At 69.0% G+C, this 19,278-nt stretch carries 21 protein-coding genes; 19 read left to right on the forward strand and 2 right to left on the reverse strand.

The annotated features are described in order from the left end of the window. Positions 1-5: 5 nt before the first annotated feature. The 15 genes from ACIBI5_RS32410 to ACIBI5_RS32480 all read left to right on the forward strand — a co-directional run bounded on the left by ACIBI5_RS32410 (position 6) and on the right by ACIBI5_RS32480 (position 13,076). Entirely contained in the window at positions 6-1,748 is a 1,743-nt protein-coding gene (locus tag ACIBI5_RS32410) for a hypothetical protein (RefSeq protein WP_397252530.1), read from the forward strand. Further along, positions 1,748-2,122 carry a hypothetical protein gene (locus ACIBI5_RS32415; RefSeq protein ID WP_397252531.1) on the forward strand — a complete coding sequence of 125 codons (375 nt, stop codon included), beginning with the start codon at positions 1,748-1,750 and terminating at the stop codon, positions 2,120-2,122. The genes ACIBI5_RS32410 and ACIBI5_RS32415 overlap by 1 nt, the downstream gene beginning before the upstream one ends. Positions 2,123-2,189: 67 nt before the next feature. Continuing rightward, positions 2,190-3,446, forward strand: a complete 1,257-nt coding sequence (gene glyA, locus ACIBI5_RS32420) for a serine hydroxymethyltransferase (RefSeq protein ID WP_397252532.1) — start codon at positions 2,190-2,192, stop codon at positions 3,444-3,446. Between the two features lie 151 nt (positions 3,447-3,597). Then, positions 3,598-4,767, forward strand: a complete 1,170-nt coding sequence (locus ACIBI5_RS32425; RefSeq protein WP_397252533.1) for an MraY family glycosyltransferase — start codon at positions 3,598-3,600, stop codon at positions 4,765-4,767. Between the two features lie 131 nt (positions 4,768-4,898). Continuing rightward, the gene (locus ACIBI5_RS32430; protein ID WP_397252534.1) at positions 4,899-5,321 is read left to right on the forward strand and encodes a hypothetical protein; all 423 of its coding nucleotides are present in this window, start codon (positions 4,899-4,901) and stop codon (positions 5,319-5,321) included. A gap of 64 nt (positions 5,322-5,385) precedes the next feature. Continuing rightward, on the forward strand, positions 5,386-5,604 hold the full coding sequence (locus ACIBI5_RS32435; RefSeq protein WP_379609100.1) for an AtpZ/AtpI family protein: 219 nt from the start codon (positions 5,386-5,388) through the stop codon (positions 5,602-5,604). Between the two features lie 67 nt (positions 5,605-5,671). Continuing rightward, entirely contained in the window at positions 5,672-6,472 is an 801-nt protein-coding gene (gene atpB, locus ACIBI5_RS32440; protein WP_397252535.1) for a F0F1 ATP synthase subunit A, read from the forward strand. Positions 6,473-6,544: 72 nt separating this feature from the next. Next, positions 6,545-6,778: an ATP synthase F0 subunit C gene (gene atpE, locus ACIBI5_RS32445; RefSeq protein ID WP_036327412.1), complete on the forward strand. Its 234-nt coding sequence runs from the start codon at positions 6,545-6,547 to the stop codon at positions 6,776-6,778. A gap of 31 nt (positions 6,779-6,809) precedes the next feature. Next, complete coding sequence (locus ACIBI5_RS32450) at positions 6,810-7,355, forward strand: F0F1 ATP synthase subunit B (protein ID WP_397252536.1); 546 nt, start codon at positions 6,810-6,812, stop codon at positions 7,353-7,355. A gap of 37 nt (positions 7,356-7,392) precedes the next feature. Beyond that, positions 7,393-8,202: a F0F1 ATP synthase subunit delta gene (locus ACIBI5_RS32455; RefSeq protein WP_397252537.1), complete on the forward strand. Its 810-nt coding sequence runs from the start codon at positions 7,393-7,395 to the stop codon at positions 8,200-8,202. Positions 8,203-8,226: 24 nt separating this feature from the next. After that, a complete protein-coding gene (gene atpA, locus ACIBI5_RS32460) occupies positions 8,227-9,876 on the forward strand; it encodes a F0F1 ATP synthase subunit alpha (RefSeq protein WP_397252538.1) in 1,650 nt (549 codons plus the stop codon). A 3-nt stretch (positions 9,877-9,879) separates the two neighbouring features. Continuing rightward, the gene (locus ACIBI5_RS32465; protein WP_397252539.1) at positions 9,880-10,782 is read left to right on the forward strand and encodes a F0F1 ATP synthase subunit gamma; all 903 of its coding nucleotides are present in this window, start codon (positions 9,880-9,882) and stop codon (positions 10,780-10,782) included. 1 nt (position 10,783) lies between these two features. Then, a complete protein-coding gene (gene atpD, locus ACIBI5_RS32470) occupies positions 10,784-12,217 on the forward strand; it encodes a F0F1 ATP synthase subunit beta (RefSeq protein ID WP_379609106.1) in 1,434 nt (477 codons plus the stop codon). Between the two features lie 66 nt (positions 12,218-12,283). Beyond that, the gene (locus tag ACIBI5_RS32475) at positions 12,284-12,685 is read left to right on the forward strand and encodes a F0F1 ATP synthase subunit epsilon (protein ID WP_184965942.1); all 402 of its coding nucleotides are present in this window, start codon (positions 12,284-12,286) and stop codon (positions 12,683-12,685) included. 16 nt (positions 12,686-12,701) lie between these two features. After that, positions 12,702-13,076: a DUF2550 domain-containing protein gene (locus ACIBI5_RS32480; protein WP_184965940.1), complete on the forward strand. Its 375-nt coding sequence runs from the start codon at positions 12,702-12,704 to the stop codon at positions 13,074-13,076. Here ACIBI5_RS32480 and ACIBI5_RS32485 read toward each other — a convergent pair. Together ACIBI5_RS32485 and ACIBI5_RS32490 are read right to left on the reverse strand one after the other, a co-directional pair. Beyond that, on the reverse strand, positions 13,073-13,663 hold the full coding sequence (locus ACIBI5_RS32485; RefSeq protein ID WP_397252540.1) for a cob(I)yrinic acid a,c-diamide adenosyltransferase: 591 nt from the start codon (positions 13,661-13,663) through the stop codon (positions 13,073-13,075). The genes ACIBI5_RS32480 and ACIBI5_RS32485 overlap by 4 nt on opposite strands. A 12-nt stretch (positions 13,664-13,675) precedes the next feature. Continuing rightward, the gene (locus ACIBI5_RS32490; protein WP_397252541.1) at positions 13,676-15,523 is read right to left on the reverse strand and encodes a hypothetical protein; all 1,848 of its coding nucleotides are present in this window, start codon (positions 15,521-15,523) and stop codon (positions 13,676-13,678) included. Between the two features lie 206 nt (positions 15,524-15,729). Here ACIBI5_RS32490 and ACIBI5_RS32495 point away from each other — a divergent pair, with 206 nt between their 5' ends. The 4 genes from ACIBI5_RS32495 (at position 15,730) to ACIBI5_RS32510 (ending at position 19,276) form a co-directional block, all read left to right on the forward strand. Continuing rightward, positions 15,730-16,605, forward strand: a complete 876-nt coding sequence (locus ACIBI5_RS32495; protein WP_397252542.1) for an ABC transporter ATP-binding protein — start codon at positions 15,730-15,732, stop codon at positions 16,603-16,605. Next, positions 16,602-17,711, forward strand: coding sequence for an ABC transporter permease (locus ACIBI5_RS32500; RefSeq protein ID WP_397252543.1), 1,110 nt, complete (start codon positions 16,602-16,604; stop codon positions 17,709-17,711). The genes ACIBI5_RS32495 and ACIBI5_RS32500 overlap by 4 nt, the downstream gene beginning before the upstream one ends. Continuing rightward, a complete protein-coding gene (locus tag ACIBI5_RS32505) occupies positions 17,712-18,869 on the forward strand; it encodes a sensor histidine kinase (protein ID WP_397252544.1) in 1,158 nt (385 codons plus the stop codon). It begins immediately after the preceding gene. 89 nt (positions 18,870-18,958) lie between these two features. After that, on the forward strand, positions 18,959-19,276 hold the full coding sequence (locus tag ACIBI5_RS32510) for an STAS domain-containing protein (RefSeq protein WP_397252545.1): 318 nt from the start codon (positions 18,959-18,961) through the stop codon (positions 19,274-19,276). Positions 19,277-19,278: the final 2 nt, after the last annotated feature.

A 19,278-nucleotide genomic window follows, 5' to 3' on the forward strand; every position in this document is an offset into this window, starting at 1 on the left:
CGCCCATGGGCAAGTTCGACGGCATGGACCCGAAGCTGGTGCGTGACCTGCTGGCCGAGGTGAAGCAGGCGGCGGGGGAACTGCGCGCGATCGAGGGCCGGGTCGCCCAGGTGATGAGCGGGGCGGGGCTGGCCACCCGGGCCATGCATCGGCCGGGGCAGGTCGCCGAGGCCATCGACACGATGTCCAAGGACGTCAACACCCGGCTGGCGACGCTGGAGAAGCGTGAGGACGCGCCTCGGAGGGCGGACGCGGGCAAGGACCCGGTGCGTGTCCTGGGCGGGAACGACGAGCCCAAGGACGGCGCCAAGACCCCCACCGGTCCCGAGGACGAGCCGAAGGAAGAGCGCGGGGAGGACCGCTCGCGCTACGACAACCCCAGGGCGGACGATCCGAAGCCGGACGCCAAGACCGACGACAAGCCGGATCCGAAGGGTGACGACAAGCCCGACGTCAAGACGGACGACAAGCCCGATGTGAAGACGGACGACAAGCCGGACGTCAAGACCGAGGACAAGCCGGATCCGAAGGGTGACGACAAGCCGGATCCCAAGAGCGATGACGTCGCGGCCTCCGACGAGAACAAGAACGACAAGAAGGACGACCCGGTCAAGGGTGACGAGCCCAAGGACGACGAGCGTGACAGCAGGCGCGACCGGGGCGCCGAACCTCCTCTCGACCCGACCAAGCCGCAGGTCGTCGAGGTGGACGGCGTGAAGGTCCTCCAGGTTCCCCTCGATCCGCCCACAGCCGAGGAGCTGGAGGAGCTGATCAGGAACATCGACGACATCCAGCCCCAGGACACGCCCACGCTCGCCGGCGACACCACTCCGGGCCAGATCCAGCCCGGCGGGAAGACGGTCGACGCCGGTGGCCTCGGCACCTGGGCGAACGACGGCAGCGACGTGGTCTCCGCGGACGCCAGGCCGATCGACCCCGCCGCCCTGAAGGCGCTGATCGAGAACGTCAGGGACGTCCAGCCGATGGACATGCCCGGCGTGGAGGTGCCCAAGGGGGAGTGGGGCAACGGCCAGTGGGCGCCGCAGGACATCAAACCCGACGGCCCACCGGGCTCCCTCGACCCCGGCAACCCCACCACGACCCCGAACCCCGACGGCAACCCGGCCACACCACGAGAGACCTCCGACAGCCCGGCCACTCCCGCTCAGCCGGTCGGCAACCCGCCCGGGACCTCCGACGCCTACGGCAACCCGGCCACGCCGGCCCAGCCCGTGGGCGGTCAGCCTCAGGACACGCCCGGCAACCCGGCCCACCCCGTGGGCAATCAGCCCGTCGGCGACTCGCCCTCGGGCACCTCCGGTGGGCAGGGCGACTGCGCGAAGACCGGCGGGAACGACACCGCACCTGGCGACAAGGCCGATCCCGGTACCCCGGTGACCTCCGGTGACCGTGATCAGACGGTGCCGACGGGGGACCGTACCGGAGTGGGGAACGGCGACCGTACCGGGACCGAGTACAGCACCCCGGCGAACGGCAGCCCCGCGGCGGGCAGTGCGGGGCCGCAGCAGTGGGCCGGGGACGGCGGCGATGTGGTGTCCGCGGACGCCGAGCCGCTCGACCCCGCGGCGCTCAAGACGCTCATGGACAACGTGCGCGACGTCCAGCCGATGGAGATGCCGAGTGTGGAGGTGCCCAAGGGGGAGTGGGGCACGGGGGAGTGGGTGCCTGAGGACATTCGGCCTGACGGCCCGCCGGGTGCGGTGGAGCCGGGCGAGAGGAGTCGCTGATGTACGTGGACCCGCCCGCCCCCCAGCCCCGCCAGCCCGGCGAGACCCCGCCCGCCACCGCCTCCGGCGCCCTGGACGGCCAGCCGAGGGCCTGGGAGTTCAATCCCGAGTACCAGCGCCTGGTGACCGCCTGGCAGGCCGTCATGCCGCTGCTGGAGTCGCTGACGACCTCTCTGGACAAGGCCTACCAGCTCGCCAGGAGCCCGCAGACGTGGGATGCCCCGGTGGGGGCGCGCTACGTCGAGGATCTCGCGGAGTGGCGTACCCGGCTGGGCCTCTACCGGCAGGCGGTGCTGACCGCGATCAGCGACGAGGCGGCGGACACGCCGCGCTGGGTGCCGAGCTCGGCCGGGGCGCCGCATGCCTTCTCCTGACGGGGCTCCGGCGCGTGGTGCGAGGGGGGCCCGCGTCGGGTGAGGGAAACGGGCGTACATTGAGAAAATGCCCTACTACGGGCCAGACTTCGGCCTGCTGCAGCAGCAGGATCCCGAGATCGCCCAGGTGTTGCTCGACGAGCTCGACCGGGTGCGCGGCGGGATCCAGCTGATCGCGAGCGAGAACTTCACCTCGCCCGCCGTGCTCGCCGCCCTGGGTTCGACCCTCACGAACAAGTACGCGGAGGGTTATCCGGGACGCCGCTACTACGGCGGCTGCGAAGTCGTGGACCGGGCGGAGCGGCTGGCGATCTCCCGGGCCAAGGAGTTGTTCGGGGCCGAGCACGCCAACGTCCAGCCGCACTCGGGCGCCTCGGCGAACCTGGCCGCCTATGCCGCGCTGCTGCAGCCGGGCGACACGATGCTGGCCATGGCGCTGCCGCACGGCGGCCACCTCACGCATGGTTCGAAGGTGAACTTCTCCGGAAAATGGTTCGACGTGATCGCGTACGGCGTGCGGCGCGACACCGAACTCATCGACTACGACGAAGTCAGGGCGCTGGCCCTGCGCCACCGGCCGAAAGTGATCGTCTGCGGCGCCACCGCCTACCCGCGCCTGGTCAACTTCTCGATCTTCCGCGACATCGCCGACGAGGTCGGGGCCTGGCTGCTGGCCGACGTGGCGCACACGATCGGGCTGATGGCGGGGGGTGCGATCCCGAGCGCGGTGCCGTACGCGGACGTGGTCACCTTCACCACGCACAAGGCGCTGCGCGGCCCGCGCGGCGGCGGCATCCTCTGCACGCGCGAGGTCGCGGCGCGTGTGGACCGGGCGGTCTTCCCGTTCGTGCAGGGCGGGCCGCTGATGCACGCCGTCGCGGCGAAGGCGGTGGCGTTCGGTGAGGCGCTGCGGCCGGAGTTCGCCGACTACGCCAGACGGGTGGTCGACAACGCGAGGGCGCTGTGCGACACGCTCGCGGAGGAGGGCATGCGCCCGGTGTCCGGCGGCACCGACAGCCACCTGGCGCTGATCGACCTGCGCGGGCTGGGCGTCACCGGGGCGGAGGCGGAACGCCGGTGCGCGGCGGCCGCGATCACCCTGAACCGCAACGTGATCCCGTATGATCCCGAACCACCTGCCGTCACGTCAGGAGTCAGGGTCGGCACGCCCTGCGTCACCACGCAGGGCATGGGACCCGAGGAGCTGAAAGAAGTGGCAACACTCGTGGCGCAGGCGGTGAGATATCCGGACACTGTCGCTGAAGTGCGGAGACGGGTTTCGGAGCTGCTGGTCATACACCAGCCTTATCTCAGCGAATTATAAGCTGTTCTGTGTCGTTTTCCGGTCACAGCAGGCCGGAGGATCCGGGAAACTGGTGCCCGTGCGCGAATACCTCTTCATGGCGTTGGTCGCGGCGGCGGTGACGTTTCTTCTCGTGCCGCTGGTCCGTCGCTTTGCCATTCGCATCGGAGCGATGCCCGAGGTTCGCGAGCGCGACGTGCACACCACGCCGACCCCGCGCCTGGGCGGTCTCGCCATGTACTTCGGCCTGGTCGCGGGCCTGCTGGTGGCGGGCAACCTCAATCGCACCGGCCAGGTCCTGGCGGAGGACCAGACCACACTGGCGCTGATCGTGGCGGGCGGTGTGATCACGCTGACCGGCTTCCTGGACGACTGGTGGGGCATGGACCCCTTCATCAAGCTGGGCGGCCAGATCGCGGCGGCGGGCGTCATGGTCTTCTTCGACATGCGGCTGACCTCGATCCCGCTGCCCGACAGTTGGGGCGGCGCCTATGTGCTCGACTACAACCTGAGCACGGTCGTGACGATCCTGATCGTGGTCGTCGCCATCAACGCGGTGAACTTCGTCGACGGCCTCGACGGTCTGGCGGCCGGCATCGTCGGCATCGCCGCCGCGGCCACCTGGATGTATTCGATCTTCCTCGAACAGGCCATCGAGCAGACCCGCATCAGCACCACCGCGGCCATCACGGCGATCCTCATCGGCATGTGCCTGGGATTCCTGCCGCACAACTTCCACCCGGCCAAGATCTTCATGGGCGACACCGGCGCGATGCTGCTGGGCCTGGTGCTGGCCGGCTCGCTCATCACGGTGACCCCGCTCGACCCGTTCTCCTTCGAGGGCATCAACAAGTTCGGCACGCTGGTGCCGCTGCTGCTGCCGGTGGCCGTGCTGGTCCTGCCGCTGACGGACCTGATAACCGCCGTGGTCAGACGCACGTCCCACGGCATGTCCCCGTTCGCGCCCGACCGGGGTCACCTGCACCACCGGCTGCTCGACATCGGCCACTCGCAGCGCCGCACGGTCCTGATCATGTACGCGTGGACGGTCCTGTTCGCCTTCGGCCTGGTGACGATGTCGGTCTTCGGGGTGCCGATCCTGCTCTTCCCGATTGTGATTCTGCTCGCACTCGGCGTGCTGGTCATGATGGCGCTGCCCCGATTCCGCGGCCGCGGCGGCGCGCACGCCGCCTCGCGTGGCGACTCCGGCGATGACGACGACGGCCCGCCGACCGGCCCGATGCCCGTCATCCAGCCGTTCGACGAGGTCACCCAGCAGGTACGCCGCCCGTCTCCCAACCAGGAGCGCAACACTGTTCAGGCGTTCCCCGGCGGTTCATGATCGCGAACTAGAAACGGCAGGTAAAAGCGGTCTTCCATGAGCTTGTGATATCTTTCACGAGCAAGGCCCCCCGGACGCACCGGCTCTGGGGGTAGCAAACGCTCGCTTGATAACTCGCTACGGGAGCACCGATGCAGGCCAACGACGTGCGCGTACTCAAAAGCGCCGCGCTGCCCACGCTGGTCGTGGGCGCCGTTGCCGCCATCGTGGCCTTCTTCCTCGCGGGGGGTAAAGGAGCCATCGGAGCCCTGGTCGGGCTCGCGCTGGTCGGTGTCTTCTTCAGCATCAGCGTGGTGGTCGTCTCGTACGCCGCCAGAATCTCCCCGCAGATGATGGCCGCCGCCGCCATGGTCAGCTACCTCGTCAAAGTCGTCGTCATCATGGTCATGCTCTCCACGTTCGGTGACACCACCGCGTGGAACCCGCGGGCCTTCGCCTGGAGCGTCGTGATCTGCACGATCGTGTGGACCGCGGCCGAAGTCAGGGCCTTCATGAAGACGAAGATGCTTTACGTGGACCCCGACGCCAAAGTCCCGGGCCAGGGCGACTCATGAGCAAGGTAAAGGGGCGGGTCCGATATGACTAGTCCTCTGCTTGCCTGCTATCGTCGGGCGCGCGATGAGCGAAGAGAAGAAGCGCCGGCCCGAAGACGACGGCCAGGACTTCGCCAACGCCGCGTGGTCGATTCCCAGCTACCTTCTCTCCGGGATGGCGATCTACGGCGGTGCGGGCTGGTTGCTGGACCGCTGGTTCGGCACGTCCGCGCTCTTCCCCATAGGCATTGTCGTGGGGGTCGCTCTCGCCGTCTACCTGGTCTACCGGAAGTACGGTCGCTGACCCCACCTGGCGATCGCTTCGCTGAGGAAACCCTTGTGATCCACTACGACGTTGAAGGGGACGCCGCGTGAATGCGCTGACGGTCCTGGCCGCCGACACTCCTGGCGAGTTCGGGGCGCCGACGCCCGAGTCACTGTTCGACCTTGCCCCGATCATTCCCGGGGTCGCCTGGTTCACCAAGCCGGTTCTCCTCGCGATCCTCAGCTCGGTCATCGTGATCGGCTTCTGCTGGGCGGCCTTCGCGAAGCCGAAGATCGTGCCCAGGGGCATCCAGAACGTCGCCGAGTACGGCTACATGTTCGTGCGCGACCAGGTCGCCCGGCCCTTCCTGGGCAAGGACGCCGACCGCTGGATGGGCCTGCTGCTGAGCATGTTCTTCCTGGTGCTGGTCTGGAACCTGATGGGCGTCGTGCCCTTCATCCAGTTCCCCGTCGCCTCGCACATCGCCTTCCCCGCGGTGCTCGCGATCACCATCTACGTCATCAAGGTGTATCTCGGCGTCAAGCACCAGGGTGCCGTCGGCTACTTCAAGAACATGATGTTCCCCCCCGGCCTGCCGAAGGCGATCTACGTCCTGCTGGCCCCGATCGAGTTTCTCTCGAACATGATCATCGCGCCTTTCACGCACGCGGTGCGACTGTTCGCCAACATGTTCGCCGGTCACATGCTGCTGGCCTTCTTCAGCATGGTGGGCTTCTGGTTCCTGTTCGAGAAGCTGACCCCGCTGGGTGCCCCGATCGGCGTGCTCGGTGTGGTGATGACCATCGTCTTCACCGGCTTCGAGATGTTCATCCAGTTCCTGCAGGCATTCCTCTTCGCGATGCTGGCCTCGATGTACATCGGCGGCGCGCTGCACGCGGAGCACTGAGAACCACATACCGGAACAGTCCGTGACCGGTGAGACTCCGCTTCACCGGCCGTCCAGTAAAGGAAAACAGCAATGAGCGTTCTCGCTGAGGTCTCCGGCAACGTCACCGCCATCGGTTACGGTCTCGCCGCCATCGGCCCCGGCATCGGCGTCGGCATCATCTTCGGTCAGGGTGTGCAGGCCATCGCCCGCCAGCCGGAGGCGTACGGCCTGATCCGCCAGAACATGCTCCTCGGCTTCGTCCTCACCGAGGCCCTGGCCCTGATCGGTCTGGTCGCGCCGTTCATCTTCCAGGGCATCAAGTAATCAGAAGACTCTCTGACGAAAGGCTGCATCCATGACTAAGGCAGCTACGCTCCTCGCTGCGGAGGAGGGTTACAACCCGCTCCTTCCGCACACGTACGAGCTCGTCGTCGGTATCTTCGCGTTCGCCGTCGTCGCTTTCTTCCTCATCAAGGTCCTCACCCCGCGCATCCAGAAGACTCTGGCCGAGCGGACCGATGCCATCGAAGGTGGCATCAAGAGGGCGGAGGAAGCTCAGGCCGAGGCGCAGGCGCTGCAGCAGCAGTACCGCGACCAGCTGGCCGAGGCCCGGCATGAGGCGGCTCGTCTGCGCGAGGAAGCTCGTGAGCAGGCCGCGCAGATCAAGGCCGAGCTCCGCGAGGAGGCGCAGGCCGAGGCCCGTCGTCTCGTCGAGGCGGCGCACGCCCAGATCGAGGCCGACCGCCAGGCGGCGTTCGCCTCGCTCCGCAACGAGATCGGCCGCCTGTCGACCGATCTGGCCGGACGCATCGTCGGCGAGTCCCTTGAGGACGAGGTCCGGCAGCGCCGTACCGTCGACCGGTTCCTCGACGAGCTCGAGAACTCCGCGGCGGTGCGCTGATGCCGGAGCGAACCCGACGCACTGAGCGGAGCGAGACATGAGGGGTCTGAGCAGGACCTCGCTGGCCGAGGTCGAGGAGCGCTTCAACGCCGCGGCCGGCAGCGCCGACCTCGGCGCGCTCTCCGACGAGCTGTTCGCGGTCACCGACCTGCTCGACCGCGAGCACGGCCTGCGCCGCGCCCTTTCCGACCCGGCCAGGCCCGCGGGGCAGAAGGCGGAGACCCTTCGCAGCCTGCTCCAGGGCAAGGTCAGCGACGCGACCCTCAGCACCGTCGAGGCCGCGGTCGCGGCCAGGTGGTCGCGGGCCGGGGACCTGACCGACGTGCTGGAGCGGCTCGGCGTGGTCGCCGCCGCCGCCGAGGCCGAGGGGCAGGGCAAGCTGGACGACGTGGAGGACGAGCTCTTCCGCTTCGGCCGCATCGTCGCCGCCAACCCCGAACTGCGCCGCGCTCTCACCGACGCGTCCGCGCCCGCCGAAGGCAAGCAGCAGTTGCTGCGGGACCTGCTCGGCGGCAAGGTCGCACCGTCCACGCTGCGTCTGGTCGCACAGCTGGCCGCGCACCCGCGAGGACGTAATCTGGAGGGTGGCCTCGAGGAGTACGGGCAGCTGGTCGCTCAGCAGCGGCAGCGCCTGGTCGCGGTGGTGCGCAGCGCCGTCGCGCTCAGTGAGGAGCAGAAGCAGCGCCTGACGGCGTGGCTGCGCGGCTCCTACGGCCGCGACGTGCACCTGAACGTCGAGGTGGATCCGCGTGTGCTCGGTGGATTCTCGGTCCGCATCGGCGACGAGATCATCGACACCACCATTGTGGGACGAATCGAAGAAGTCCGCCGCCGGCTGGCCGGCTAAGGCGAATAGGGAGACAGAGTAGAGATGGCGGAGCTTACGATCCGGCCGGACGAGATCCGGGACGCGCTTGAGCGCTTCGTCCAGGCGTACGAACCGGAAGGCGCCGCGCGCGAGGAGATCGGGACCGTCGTCGACTGTGGCGACGGCATCGCCCACGTCTCCGGCCTTCCCTCGGCGATGGCGAACGAACTGCTCGAGTTCGAGGACGGCACGCGCGGTCTGGCACTGAACCTCGACACCCGCGAGATCGGTGTCGTTATCCTGGGCGACTTCAGCAAGATCGAAGAAGGCCAGACGGTCCGCCGGACGGGCGAGGTCCTGTCCGTGCCCGTCGGCGACAACTTCCTCGGTCGCGTGGTCGACCCCCTGGGCAACCCGCTCGACGGCAAGGGCCACATCGAGTCCGAGGGCCTGCGCGCCCTTGAGCTCCAGGCGCCCAGTGTCGTCCAGCGCCAGCCGGTGAAGGAGTCCCTCGCCACCGGCATCAAGGCGATCGACGCCATGACCGCGATCGGCCGTGGCCAGCGTCAGCTGATCATCGGCGACCGTGGCACGGGCAAGACCGCGATCGCCGTGGACACCATCCTCAACCAGCGCGACAACTGGCTCTCGGGCGACCCGAAGAAGCAGGTGCGCTGCGTCTACGTCGCGGTCGGCCAGAAGGGCTCGACGATCGCGCAGGTCAGGGCTCGCCTGGAGGAGGCGGGCGCGCTGGAGTACACGACCATCGTGGCCGCTCCCGCGTCCGACGCCGCCGGCTACAAGTACCTCGCCCCCTACACCGGTTCGGCCATCGGCCAGCACTGGATGTACCAGGGCAAGCACGTCCTGATCGTCTTCGACGACCTGACCAAGCAGGCCGACGCCTACCGCGCGGTCTCCCTCCTGCTGCGCCGCCCGCCGGGCCGTGAGGCCTTCCCCGGCGACGTCTTCTACCTCCACTCCCGCCTGCTGGAGCGCTGCGCCAAGCTCTCCGACGACATGGGCGGCGGCTCGATGACCGGTCTGCCGATCATCGAGACCAAGGGCAACGACGTCTCGGCGTTCATCCCGACCAACGTCATCTCCATCACCGACGGCCAGGTCTTCCTTGAGACCGACCTGTTCAACGCCGGTGTCCGCCCTGCCATCAACGTCGGTATCTCCGTCTCCCGAGTCGGTGGTTCCGCGCAGGCCAAGGCGATGCGCAAGGTCGCCGGTACGCTCCGTCTGGCCCTGTCGCAGTACCGCGACCTGGAGGCCTTCGCCGCGTTCGCCTCCGACCTCGACGCCGCCTCCAAGGCTCAGCTCGAGCGTGGTCTGCGCCTGGTCGAGCTGCTCAAGCAGCCCCAGTACAGCCCGTTCTCGCTGGAGCGCGAGGTCGTGTCGGTGTGGGCCGGCACCACCGGTGAGCTCGACGAGGTCCCGGTCGAGGACATCCGCCGCTTCGAGTCGGAGTTCCTCGACTACATCCAGAGCGCGCACAAGGGCATCTTCGACAGCATCCGGGAGACCCGCGAGCTGTCGGACGACACCGTCACCGCGCTCAAGGACAGCGTGACGGAGTTCAAGAAGGGCTTCACCACCTCCTCGGGTGAGCTTCTGATCAAGGACGAGCCGGTCGCGCCGCTGGACGCGGACGAGGTCGGCCAGGAGAAGATCAAAAAGGTCGTCCGGTCGGCGGAGAAGAAGTAGGCCATGGGTGCCCAGCTAAGGCTGCTGCGGCGGCGGATCAAGTCGGTCACCTCGACCGCCAAGATCACGCGCGCCCAGGAGCTCATCGCCTCCTCACGGATCGTGCGGGCGCAGCAGCGGATGCACGCGGCGCTGCCGTACGAGCGTGAGATCACTCGCGCCGTCACCGGCGTCGTCAGCAACGCGGCGAGCGTCGACCATCCCCTGACGGTGGCGAAGGAGAACCCCGCCAAGGCGGGCGTCCTCATCGTCACCAGCGACAGCGGGTTCTGCGGTGGCTTCAACGCCAACGTCCTGCGCGAGGCCGAGGCCCTGCGCGGGCTGCTGGCGGGCCGCGGGCTTGAGGTCATCCCGTTCGTGACCGGCCGCAAGGGTGTCACCTGGCACTCCTTCCGCGGGCGTTCGATGGGCGGCCAGTGGGTCGGCTTCTCCAGGAAGCCCTCCTACGGCGACGCCAAGACCATCGCGGGCGAGCTGATCGACTCGTTCAAGGACGACAACGGGATCGACGAGATCCACATCGTCTCGACCGAGTTCGTCTCGATGCTCACCCAGAACGTGGTGGTCAAGCGCATCCTGCCGCTTGAGATCGAAGAGACCGAGGCCACGGCGACGGACACCATCCCGCCGTACTTCGAGTTCGAGCCCACCGCGGGCGACGTGCTGGAATCGTTGCTGCCGCGCTACGTCGAGTCCCGTATCTTCACCGCGCTGCTGCAGTCGGCGGCCTCCGAGGAGGCCGCGCGTCGGCGCGCGATGAAGTCCGCGACGGACAACGCCAACGAGCTGATGCGGGTTCTGACCCAGCAGATGAACCAGGCTCGCCAGGCCGAGATCACCCAGGAAATCAGCGAGATCGTCGGTGGCGCCAACGCGCTGGCCGACGCCGCAGCGGGGAAAGAGTGAAATGACTGCAGAGGCTGTTGAGACCACGACCGGCACGGGCCGTGTGGCTCGTGTCAACGGTCCCGTCGTCGACGTGGAGTTCCCCGTCGAGGCGATGCCCGACATCTACAACGCGCTGAACGTCGAGGTCACGCTCGGCGGCGAGACGAAGAAGCTGACCCTGGAGGTCGCCCAGCACCTGGGTGACAACCTGGTCCGCGCGATCTCCATGCAGCCCACCGACGGCCTGGTGCGCGGCTCCGCCGTCACCGACTCCGGCGAGCCGATCTCGGTGCCCGTCGGCGACGTCGTCAAGGGTCACGTGTGGAACGCGCTCGGCGAGTCCCTCGACGTGCCGACCTCCTCCCTGAAGGTCACCGAGAAGTGGGGCATCCACCGCCCCAGCCCGGCGTTCGACCAGCTGGAGTCCCGTACCGAGATGCTGGTCACCGGCATCAAGGTCATCGACCTGCTGACCCCGTACGTGCAGGGCGGCAAGATCGGTCTGTTCGGTGGCGCCGGTGTCGGCAAGACCGTTCTGATCCAGGAGATGATCCGCCGAGTCGCGCGTAACTTCGGTGGTACGTCCTGCTTCGCGGGCGTCGGCGAGCGTACCCGTGAGGGCAACGACCTCTGGCTGGAGATGGAGGAGGCGGACGTCCTCAAGGACACCGCGCTCGTCTTCGGCCAGATGGACGAGCCCCCGGGCACCCGTCTGCGCGTGGCCCTGTCGGCGCTGACGATGGCGGAGTACTTCCGCGACGTGCAGAAGCAGGACGTGCTTCTGTTCATCGACAACATCTTCCGCTTCACGCAGGCCGGTTCCGAGGTCTCCACGCTGCTCGGCCGCATGCCGTCCGCCGTGGGTTACCAGCCCACGCTGGCCGACGAGATGGGTGTGCTCCAGGAGCGCATCACCTCGACGCGTGGTCACTCGATCACCTCCATGCAGGCGATCTACGTGCCCGCGGACGACATCACCGACCCGGCTCCGCACAACGCGTTCGCGCACCTCGACGCGCAGACCGTTCTGTCGCGGCCGATCTCGGAGAAGGGCATCTACCCCGCGGTGGACCCGCTCGACTCCAGCTCCCGCATCCTCGACCCGCAGATCGTCGGCGCCGAGCACTACGCGGTGGCCCAGGAGACGAAGCGCATCCTGCAGAAGTACAAGGAACTGCAGGACATCATCGCGATCCTCGGTATCGACGAACTGTCCGAAGAGGACAAGGTCACGGTCAACCGGGCCCGCCGCATCGAGCGCTTCCTGTCGCACCCGATGTACGCCGCCGAGGCGTTCACCGGTCAGCCCGGTGAGAACGTGCCGCTGGACGAGACCATCGCCTCCTTCAAGGGGCTGTGCGCCGGTGAGTACGACCACCTGCCCGAGCAGGCGTTCTTCATGGTCGGCGGCATCGAGCAGGCCGTGGCGAAGGCCAAGGAACTCGAGCGCTGATCGCCCGACGATGCCGGTGTCAGCAAGCGCTGATACCGGCATCTTGAGACCGGAAGGGAACCTAACGTGGCCAAGCTACGCGTAGGGGTTGTCTCGCCAGAGCGTGAGATCTGGTCGGGCGAGGCCGACATGGTGATTGCCAAGACCGTGGACGGCGAGATCGGTATTATGCCGCAACACGCACCCGTTCTCGGCGTCCTCGTCGAGGGCGGCGTGCTGCGCGTGAAGCGGGAGGGCGAGGGCGATCTGGTCGCCGCGGTCCACGGGGGTTTCATCTCCGTGGCCGACGACGAGGTCTCCGTTCTCGCCGAGGTGGCCGAGCTCGGTTCCGAGGTCGACGTCGCGGCTGCGCGCGACGCTCTTGAGCGGGCTCAGGCCTCGATCGAGAGCAACCAGGAGGATGCCGACGCGGCAGTCGAGGCCAAGCGTGCGCGGGCTCGACTGAAGGCGGCCGGCGAGGACGTCTGATCATTTGGGGGCGGCGATGGCGGCAGCGCTGACGGTATTGATCGGTGTGCTGCTGTTCGCCGCCCTGATCGTGTTGCGCGGGCTGGTGCTCGCGCGCACACGCGGGAGTGTGCCCTGTCGGCTGCGACAGGGGTCCGGCTCCTGGCGCAGCGGGGTAGCCCGCTACGCCGACGGGGAGCTCCACTGGATCCCGCTCATCGGAGTGCGACTGAGGCCGCGCCACGCGATCGCGAGGCGCGGCCTCGTCGTTTCCGACCGCCGCCCGCTCGACGACGACCTGTACGCCATCGACTGCGGCCCGGTGTCGCTGGCGATGAGCGCGGACGCCCTGACGGGCTTCCTGGCGTGGCTGGAGTCGGCTCCGCCCAGCGCCTACCTCGACGTCGCCTAGCGGGTGCCGCCCGGCTTCCAGAGGATCTCGGAGCCGTCGTGGGCGACCCTGCACAGGATGAACAACAGGTCCGACAGCCGGTTCAGGTAGGTGGCGGTCAGCGGGTTGATGTCGTCGTGCGTCTCCAAAGCGGCCCAGGCGGTGCGCTCGGCCCGGCGGACCGTGACGCGGGCCACGTGGAGCTGGGCGGTGGCCGGGTCACCGCCGGGCAGGATGAAGCTGCGCAGCGGTTCGAGCTGGGCGTTGAAGGCGTCGCACCGCGCCTCCAGCCACTCGACGTAGGACGCCTCGACCCGCAGCGGCGGGAACTCCGGTTCGGCCACCACCGGCGTCGCCAGATCGGCGCCCAGGTCGAAGAGCTCGTTCTGGACGCGGCCCAGCACCTGCGCGATCTCCGGCGCGAGCGTGCCGAACGACAGGGCCAGGCCGATCGCCGCGTTGGCCTCCTCCGCGTCGGCGTAGGCGGCCAGGCGGGAGTCGGTCTTGGGGGCGCGGCTCATGTCGGCGAGCGCGGTCGTCCCGTCGTCCCCGGTGCGGGTGTAGATCTTGGAGAGGACGACGGGCTTGTCCTTGTCTGCTCGGGTCATGGCCCCAGGATCTCACTCTTCACATGTACTGCGGAGCCACAGCGTGAGCGCCCAGTCCTGGTCGTTGGCGAGCGGGTCGGGCCGGTGCGCGGGCAGTCCCTCCACACAGCTCGGCATCACGAACGCGCAGGTGGCCGAGGCGTCGGCGGTGTAGGTGACGAGGTTGGCGCGGAAGATGGCCTCAGCGCTCTCCCTCTCGCCCACCTGGGACAGGGCCACCGCGGTCAGGACGCTCCAGTAGTGCGGGAAGACGTCGCCGTAGAGCCGGTCGCGGCCGAACCAGAAGCCGTCCCAGTGCCGGATGCCGATGTCGCGCAGCCGTACGTGGGGCTGGGGGCCGCCGAAGGCGCGCAGCCAGCGCAGCGCCCGCTCCAGCGCCTCGGGGTGGCCGCCGTCGGCGGCCAGCAGGGACACCAGCGGCGCCACCATCGACTGCTCGTAGTTGACCTCGTGGCTGGGCAGGGCGTGGCCGAGCCGGGCGAAGTGGGCGGCGTGCTTGGCCAGTGAGTCGCGCAGTCCGGCGGCCCGTGCGGGCTGGTCGTTCTCGTCGAGCTGACCGGCCACCTGGAGGATCACCTCGGGGAAGCCGAGCAGCAGGTGGTCGATGGCGCCCAGGGTGTAGGCGCGTTCGACGACACGGGCGGCCAGGTCGAGGTCGGCGGCCTCGCCGTACAGCTTGAACTGGTCGGCGAAGAAGTGGGCCAGCCAGGGGAAGTTGTACAGGCGCGGCTCGCGCTCGGGGAAGTGGCTGCCGCGGCGGACGGTGCCGTCCTCCTCCACCAGCCAGGCGCGGGCGAAGGCCGACCAGCCGTGCAGCGCCTCGTCGATCGCCGTCGCGTCGCCCCAGCCGCGCAGCCTGGCCTGCTGGAGCAGTGTGGGCATGGCCAGCCGCTCGGCGCCGTCGGTCCAGTCGCCCCAGCCGTTGGTGGGCTGGGTGAGGCCGGTGGCGTTGTCGTAGGGGACGAAGGCGTGCCGTTCCGGCCCGTCGAGGTGCAGGGGCCGGTGGTCGGCCAGGACGCGGGCGACCCGCCGCTCGACCAGCTCGCGCCGCGGCATGTGGAACAACACCGCGGTACGGCTGCCGCCCGGCAGCTCGACGTGCACCGCCCCGTGCTCGTGCGAGGTGATCTCCCGATCGCCCACGCGCAACGTCTGTCCCGTCTCGGCGACCAGCCGGTCGATGGCCACCGGCGGGCGGGTCGCGGGCAGGAACGCCTCGACGGAGTCGTGGAAGCCGGTCTCCAGCCGCAGCACGTACGGCCGGCCGGGCTCCAGCACGATCTCGGGCTGCCCGCCGAACGCCTGGGGGTTCCTGGCGTGGTCGGTGACGTGGAGCAGGATGTGGCCGCGGACGTTGGAGCCGGAGCCGATGTTCCTGGACTCGACCGAGTAGGCCCACAGCGCGCCCTCGCGCACGATCGTGCCCAGGACCGGGCCTTCGCCGCTCATCGGCTGGGCCAGCACCCAGGACCAGGCGCCGCCGGTCCAGATGTGGGCGTGGCAGGCGCGGGTGAGCGCGTCCTCGGCGTCGTCGTAGACGTCCCTGATCGGCAGGGAGACGGCCAGCGAGCCGAGTGTGAGCGGGGAGTCGCCGGTGTTGAGCCAGGTGTAGGTCTCGGTGAGGGCGTTCTCGCCGGCGGTTCTGGCGATGGTCAAGGTGAGGCCGGGGACGGGTTCGTGGACGCCGGAGGCGGCGTTCCAGCGGCCCGAGCCCCGTGAGGTGATCGCGAAGCCGCTGCCCCATCGGTGGGCGGGCGTGTGCCAGCGGTCGGTGTCCTCCTGCAGGAGGAACGGGTGGCCGGGCAGGTCGGGGTGGGTGAATCGGAGCGGGAAGCCGTCCGGGTGGAAACTGGCGGTCATGTGGCTGGCCTCGGCAGGGGTTGGTCGGTGTCGTACGGGCGCGTCCAAATGCGGAGACTGCCACAGCCGGAGGGCTCCCGACAAAGGGCGTCCACATGGCGGCGCCGCGGGATGACAAATGTCATCCGAAGCGCACGCACCCTGCATTTCCAGCCGGTGATTTCCACGACTACCTGGATGAACCGCCCAGCCAGCACCATAGACGCATGCTGGAGATAAGGGATCTGCGCAAGCGGTACGCGGACAAGGTCGCCCTGGACGGGGTGGCCTTCGCCGTACGGCCCGGCGAGATGTTCGGGTTCGTCGGCGCCAACGGCGCCGGAAAGACCACCACCATGCGGATCGTCATGGGGGTGCTCAGGCCCGACGCCGGCGAGGTCGTCTGGCAGGGCCGCCCGCTCGGCGCCGCCGACCGGCGCAACTTCGGGTACATGCCCGAGGAACGCGGGCTCTACCAGAAGATGCGGGTCGGCGAGCAGGTCGAGTACTTCGGCCGCCTGCACGGGCTGAGCCAGCCCAAGGCCCGCCAGGCCACCGACGAGCTGCTGGAGCGGCTCTCGCTCACCGAGCGGCGCGCGGACGCCGTCGAGGCGCTCTCTCTGGGCAACCAGCAGCGTGTGCAGCTGGCCGTGGCCCTGGTGCACGACCCCGAGGTGCTCGTGCTCGACGAGCCGTTCTCCGGCCTGGACCCGATCGCGGTCGACGCACTGGCCGGAGTGCTGCAGGAGCGGTGCAGGGGCGGTGTGCCGGTGATCTTCTCCAGCCACCAGCTTGAACTGGTGGAGCGGCTGTGCGACGCGGTCGGCATCGTCTCGGCCGGGCGCATGGTGGCCAGCGGCACCGTCGAGGAGCTGCGCGCGGCCGAGAGCAGCACGCTGCGCGTCGTCGTGCGCGACGCCCAGCCCGGCTGGGCCGACGGCCTGCCGGGGCGGCTCACGGTCACCGGCGACCGGCACGTGCTGCTCATCGAGTCCGGCGAGGACCAGGAGATCCTGCACCGCGCCATCAAGGCGGGACACGTCGAGCACTTCGGGGTCGAGCACCCCACCCTCACCGAGATCTTCAAGGAGGCCGTGGCATGAACTCCCTGCTCCTGGTGGCGCGTCGGGAGATCTCGACCCAGCTGCGGACCAAAGCCTTCATCATCGGCCTGATCGTCACCGTGGTCATCATGGCCGGCCTCGCCTTCGCCCCCAAGCTCATGGGCGGCCCCGACTCCTACACGCTGGGCACGGTCAACTCCCAGCAGCTACCGCTCAAGGCGGCGGCCCCCGACATCGAGTTCGAGTGGCGCAAGTACGCCGACGCGGGAGCCGCCAAGAAGGCGCTGCTCGACGGCGACGTCGAGGCGGTGCTCGTGGACGGCACCAAGGTGCTGACCGACGGTGAGATCGAGACCGAGCTCGGCATCCTGCTCCAGAGCGTCAACCGCGAGGCGCGGCTCGGCGCGGCCGGGGTGAACATCCCGCCGCTGGCCATGGAGTCGGTGGGCGCCGACACCCGCTACCAGGCCGCCCGCGCCGGCATCGCGACCGTGCTGGTCGTCCTGTTGTTCATGCTGGTCATCGGGCAGGCCATGATGGTCGCCATGGGTGTGGTCGAGGAGAAGGGCAGCAGGATCGTGGAGATCCTGTTCGCCTCGCTGCGGCCGTGGCAACTGCTCGGCGGCAAGATCGTCGGACTGGGCGTGATCGGCGTCATCAACCTGGCCGTGACACTGGCCGCCGGCCTCGTGGCCGCGTTCGCCTCCGGTCTGGCCATGGACTTCCCGCCCGGGATGCCGATGATCGTGACCTGGGTGCTGGTGTGGTTCATCCTGGGGTACGCCTTCTACGCCACGCTGGCCGCCTCCCTGGCCTCCCTGGTCTCCCGGCAGGAGGAGGTCGGCAACACGCTGACCCCGATGACCATGCTCATCATGGTCACCTACCTCGTGGGCTTCTTCGCCGCCAACCAGCCGACCGGCACGCTGGCGCAGATCGTCTCGATCATCCCGCCCTTCTCCTCGATCGTCATGCCGGTGCGCCTGGCCGCCGCCGAGGTGCCCCTGTGGGAGGTCTCCCTGGCGGCCGTGCTGATGGTGGGCGCGGTGCTCGGCATGCTGTCCGTCGGCGCCAAGGTCTACGAGCGGGCGGTGCTGCGTACCGGGGCCAAGGTCAAGCTCGGCGACGTGCTGCGCGCGAAGTAGATGGATGAGCTGACGCGGGCCCGCCGCACGACCCGCCTGGTGCTGAACTCGACACTCGGCGCCATGTGGCTGGTCATCCTGCTCAACTCCGCCGCCACGCTGGGGACCGGCCGGACGGAGCCGTGGCAGATCGGGCTCGCGCTGCTCATGACGGTTGTCTTCAGCTGGCTCTACCTGCGCATCAGCGACGCCGTCTTCGAGCGCCGCTATCCGGTCAGGGACGTCGTGGTCGCCGGCGTCCTGGCCTTCGCCGCCTGCGCGCTCAGCGGCGCCGACGTGGTCGGCTGGGGGTTCGTCCCGATGGCGTGGCTGTCGGTGGCGGTGGTGGGGGTCCGGCGGCGGACCATGTTCCTGCTGATGTTCGGCTCCTGGCTGGTCGTCACCGCGCTGGCGTCGTTCTGGACGGTGGCCGGGCGGGTGGTCTTCGTGCCCGAGGACACCCCGGTGGGGGTCGGGATCGTGGCGGCCGCCTTCACCTACCTGCTCATCTGCCTGATGACCCCGCTGTCCAACCGGATGTGGGTGTGGATCTGGCTGCTGGCCGCCAAGGCGCACGAGGCCAAGGAGGCCCAGTCGCAGCTCGCGGTCGCCGAGGAGCGGCTGCGCTTCGCCCGCGACCTGCACGACCTCGTGGGGCATCAGCTCTCCGCGCTCGCGGTCAAGTCGGAGCTGGCCGTACGGCTGGCCGACGCCGACGTGGGAGCCGCCAAGGCGGAGATGATCGAGGTCCGCGACCTGACCAGGAAGGCGCTGCGCGAGCTGCGCGAGGCGGTGCGCGGCTACCGGGAGCTGGATCTGCCCGCGGAGCTGCTGAGCGTCAAGAGCGTGCTGGAGGCGGCCGGCGTGCGTTGTGAGCTGAACCTGCCCTACCGGGAGGTTCCCGTGGAGGTGGCCCGGGTCTTCGCGTACGTGGTGCGCGAGGCGGTGACCAACGTGCTCAAGCACTCCACGGCGAGCTTCTGCGACATCACCCTGCGCTTCACCGGCGACGACGCGACGCTGGAGGTCCGCAACGACGGCGTGGCCCGCAGGCGCGCCCTCGACCTCGGCAGCGGGCTGAGCGGCCTGAACGAGCGGCTGGCCGCCGTGGGCGGGAAGCTGACGGCGTTGCCGAATGGTGATGGGGAATTCACGCTGAAAGCGGTAGTGCCTCGCTAAGCGGGTAGTTCTTTGTTACTAGTGCTCTTTTGGCAGGGTAAAGCGACGTTGCGTGACGATCATCGCGGAGCGTGAGTTGGGGAGGTGGCATGCGCGTCCGGGGTAAGCCTGGGGCCCAGGTGGTGCGGATCGGCTCCCGGCTGGACGCCGGGACCTCGGCGGGGCTGCGCCAGCGGCTGCACGACGCGGTCGACTCGGGCACGGGCGATCTCATCCTGGATCTCTCCAAGCTGGAGATGATCGACGCCACCGGCCTCGGAGTGCTCGTGGGCACGCATCGGCGCGCGCTCGCCGCGGAACGCCGCCTGGTCCTGCGCCGGGTGCCGCCCCGGATCATGCGGGTGCTCGCGGTGACTCGGCTGAACCGGGTCCTGCACGTGGAAGTGCCCGCCGCCGCGGTGGCGTGACC

It is taken from the genome of Nonomuraea sp. NPDC050540 (genome assembly GCF_044457485.1).
Classification (GTDB): domain Bacteria; phylum Actinomycetota; class Actinomycetes; order Streptosporangiales; family Streptosporangiaceae; genus Nonomuraea.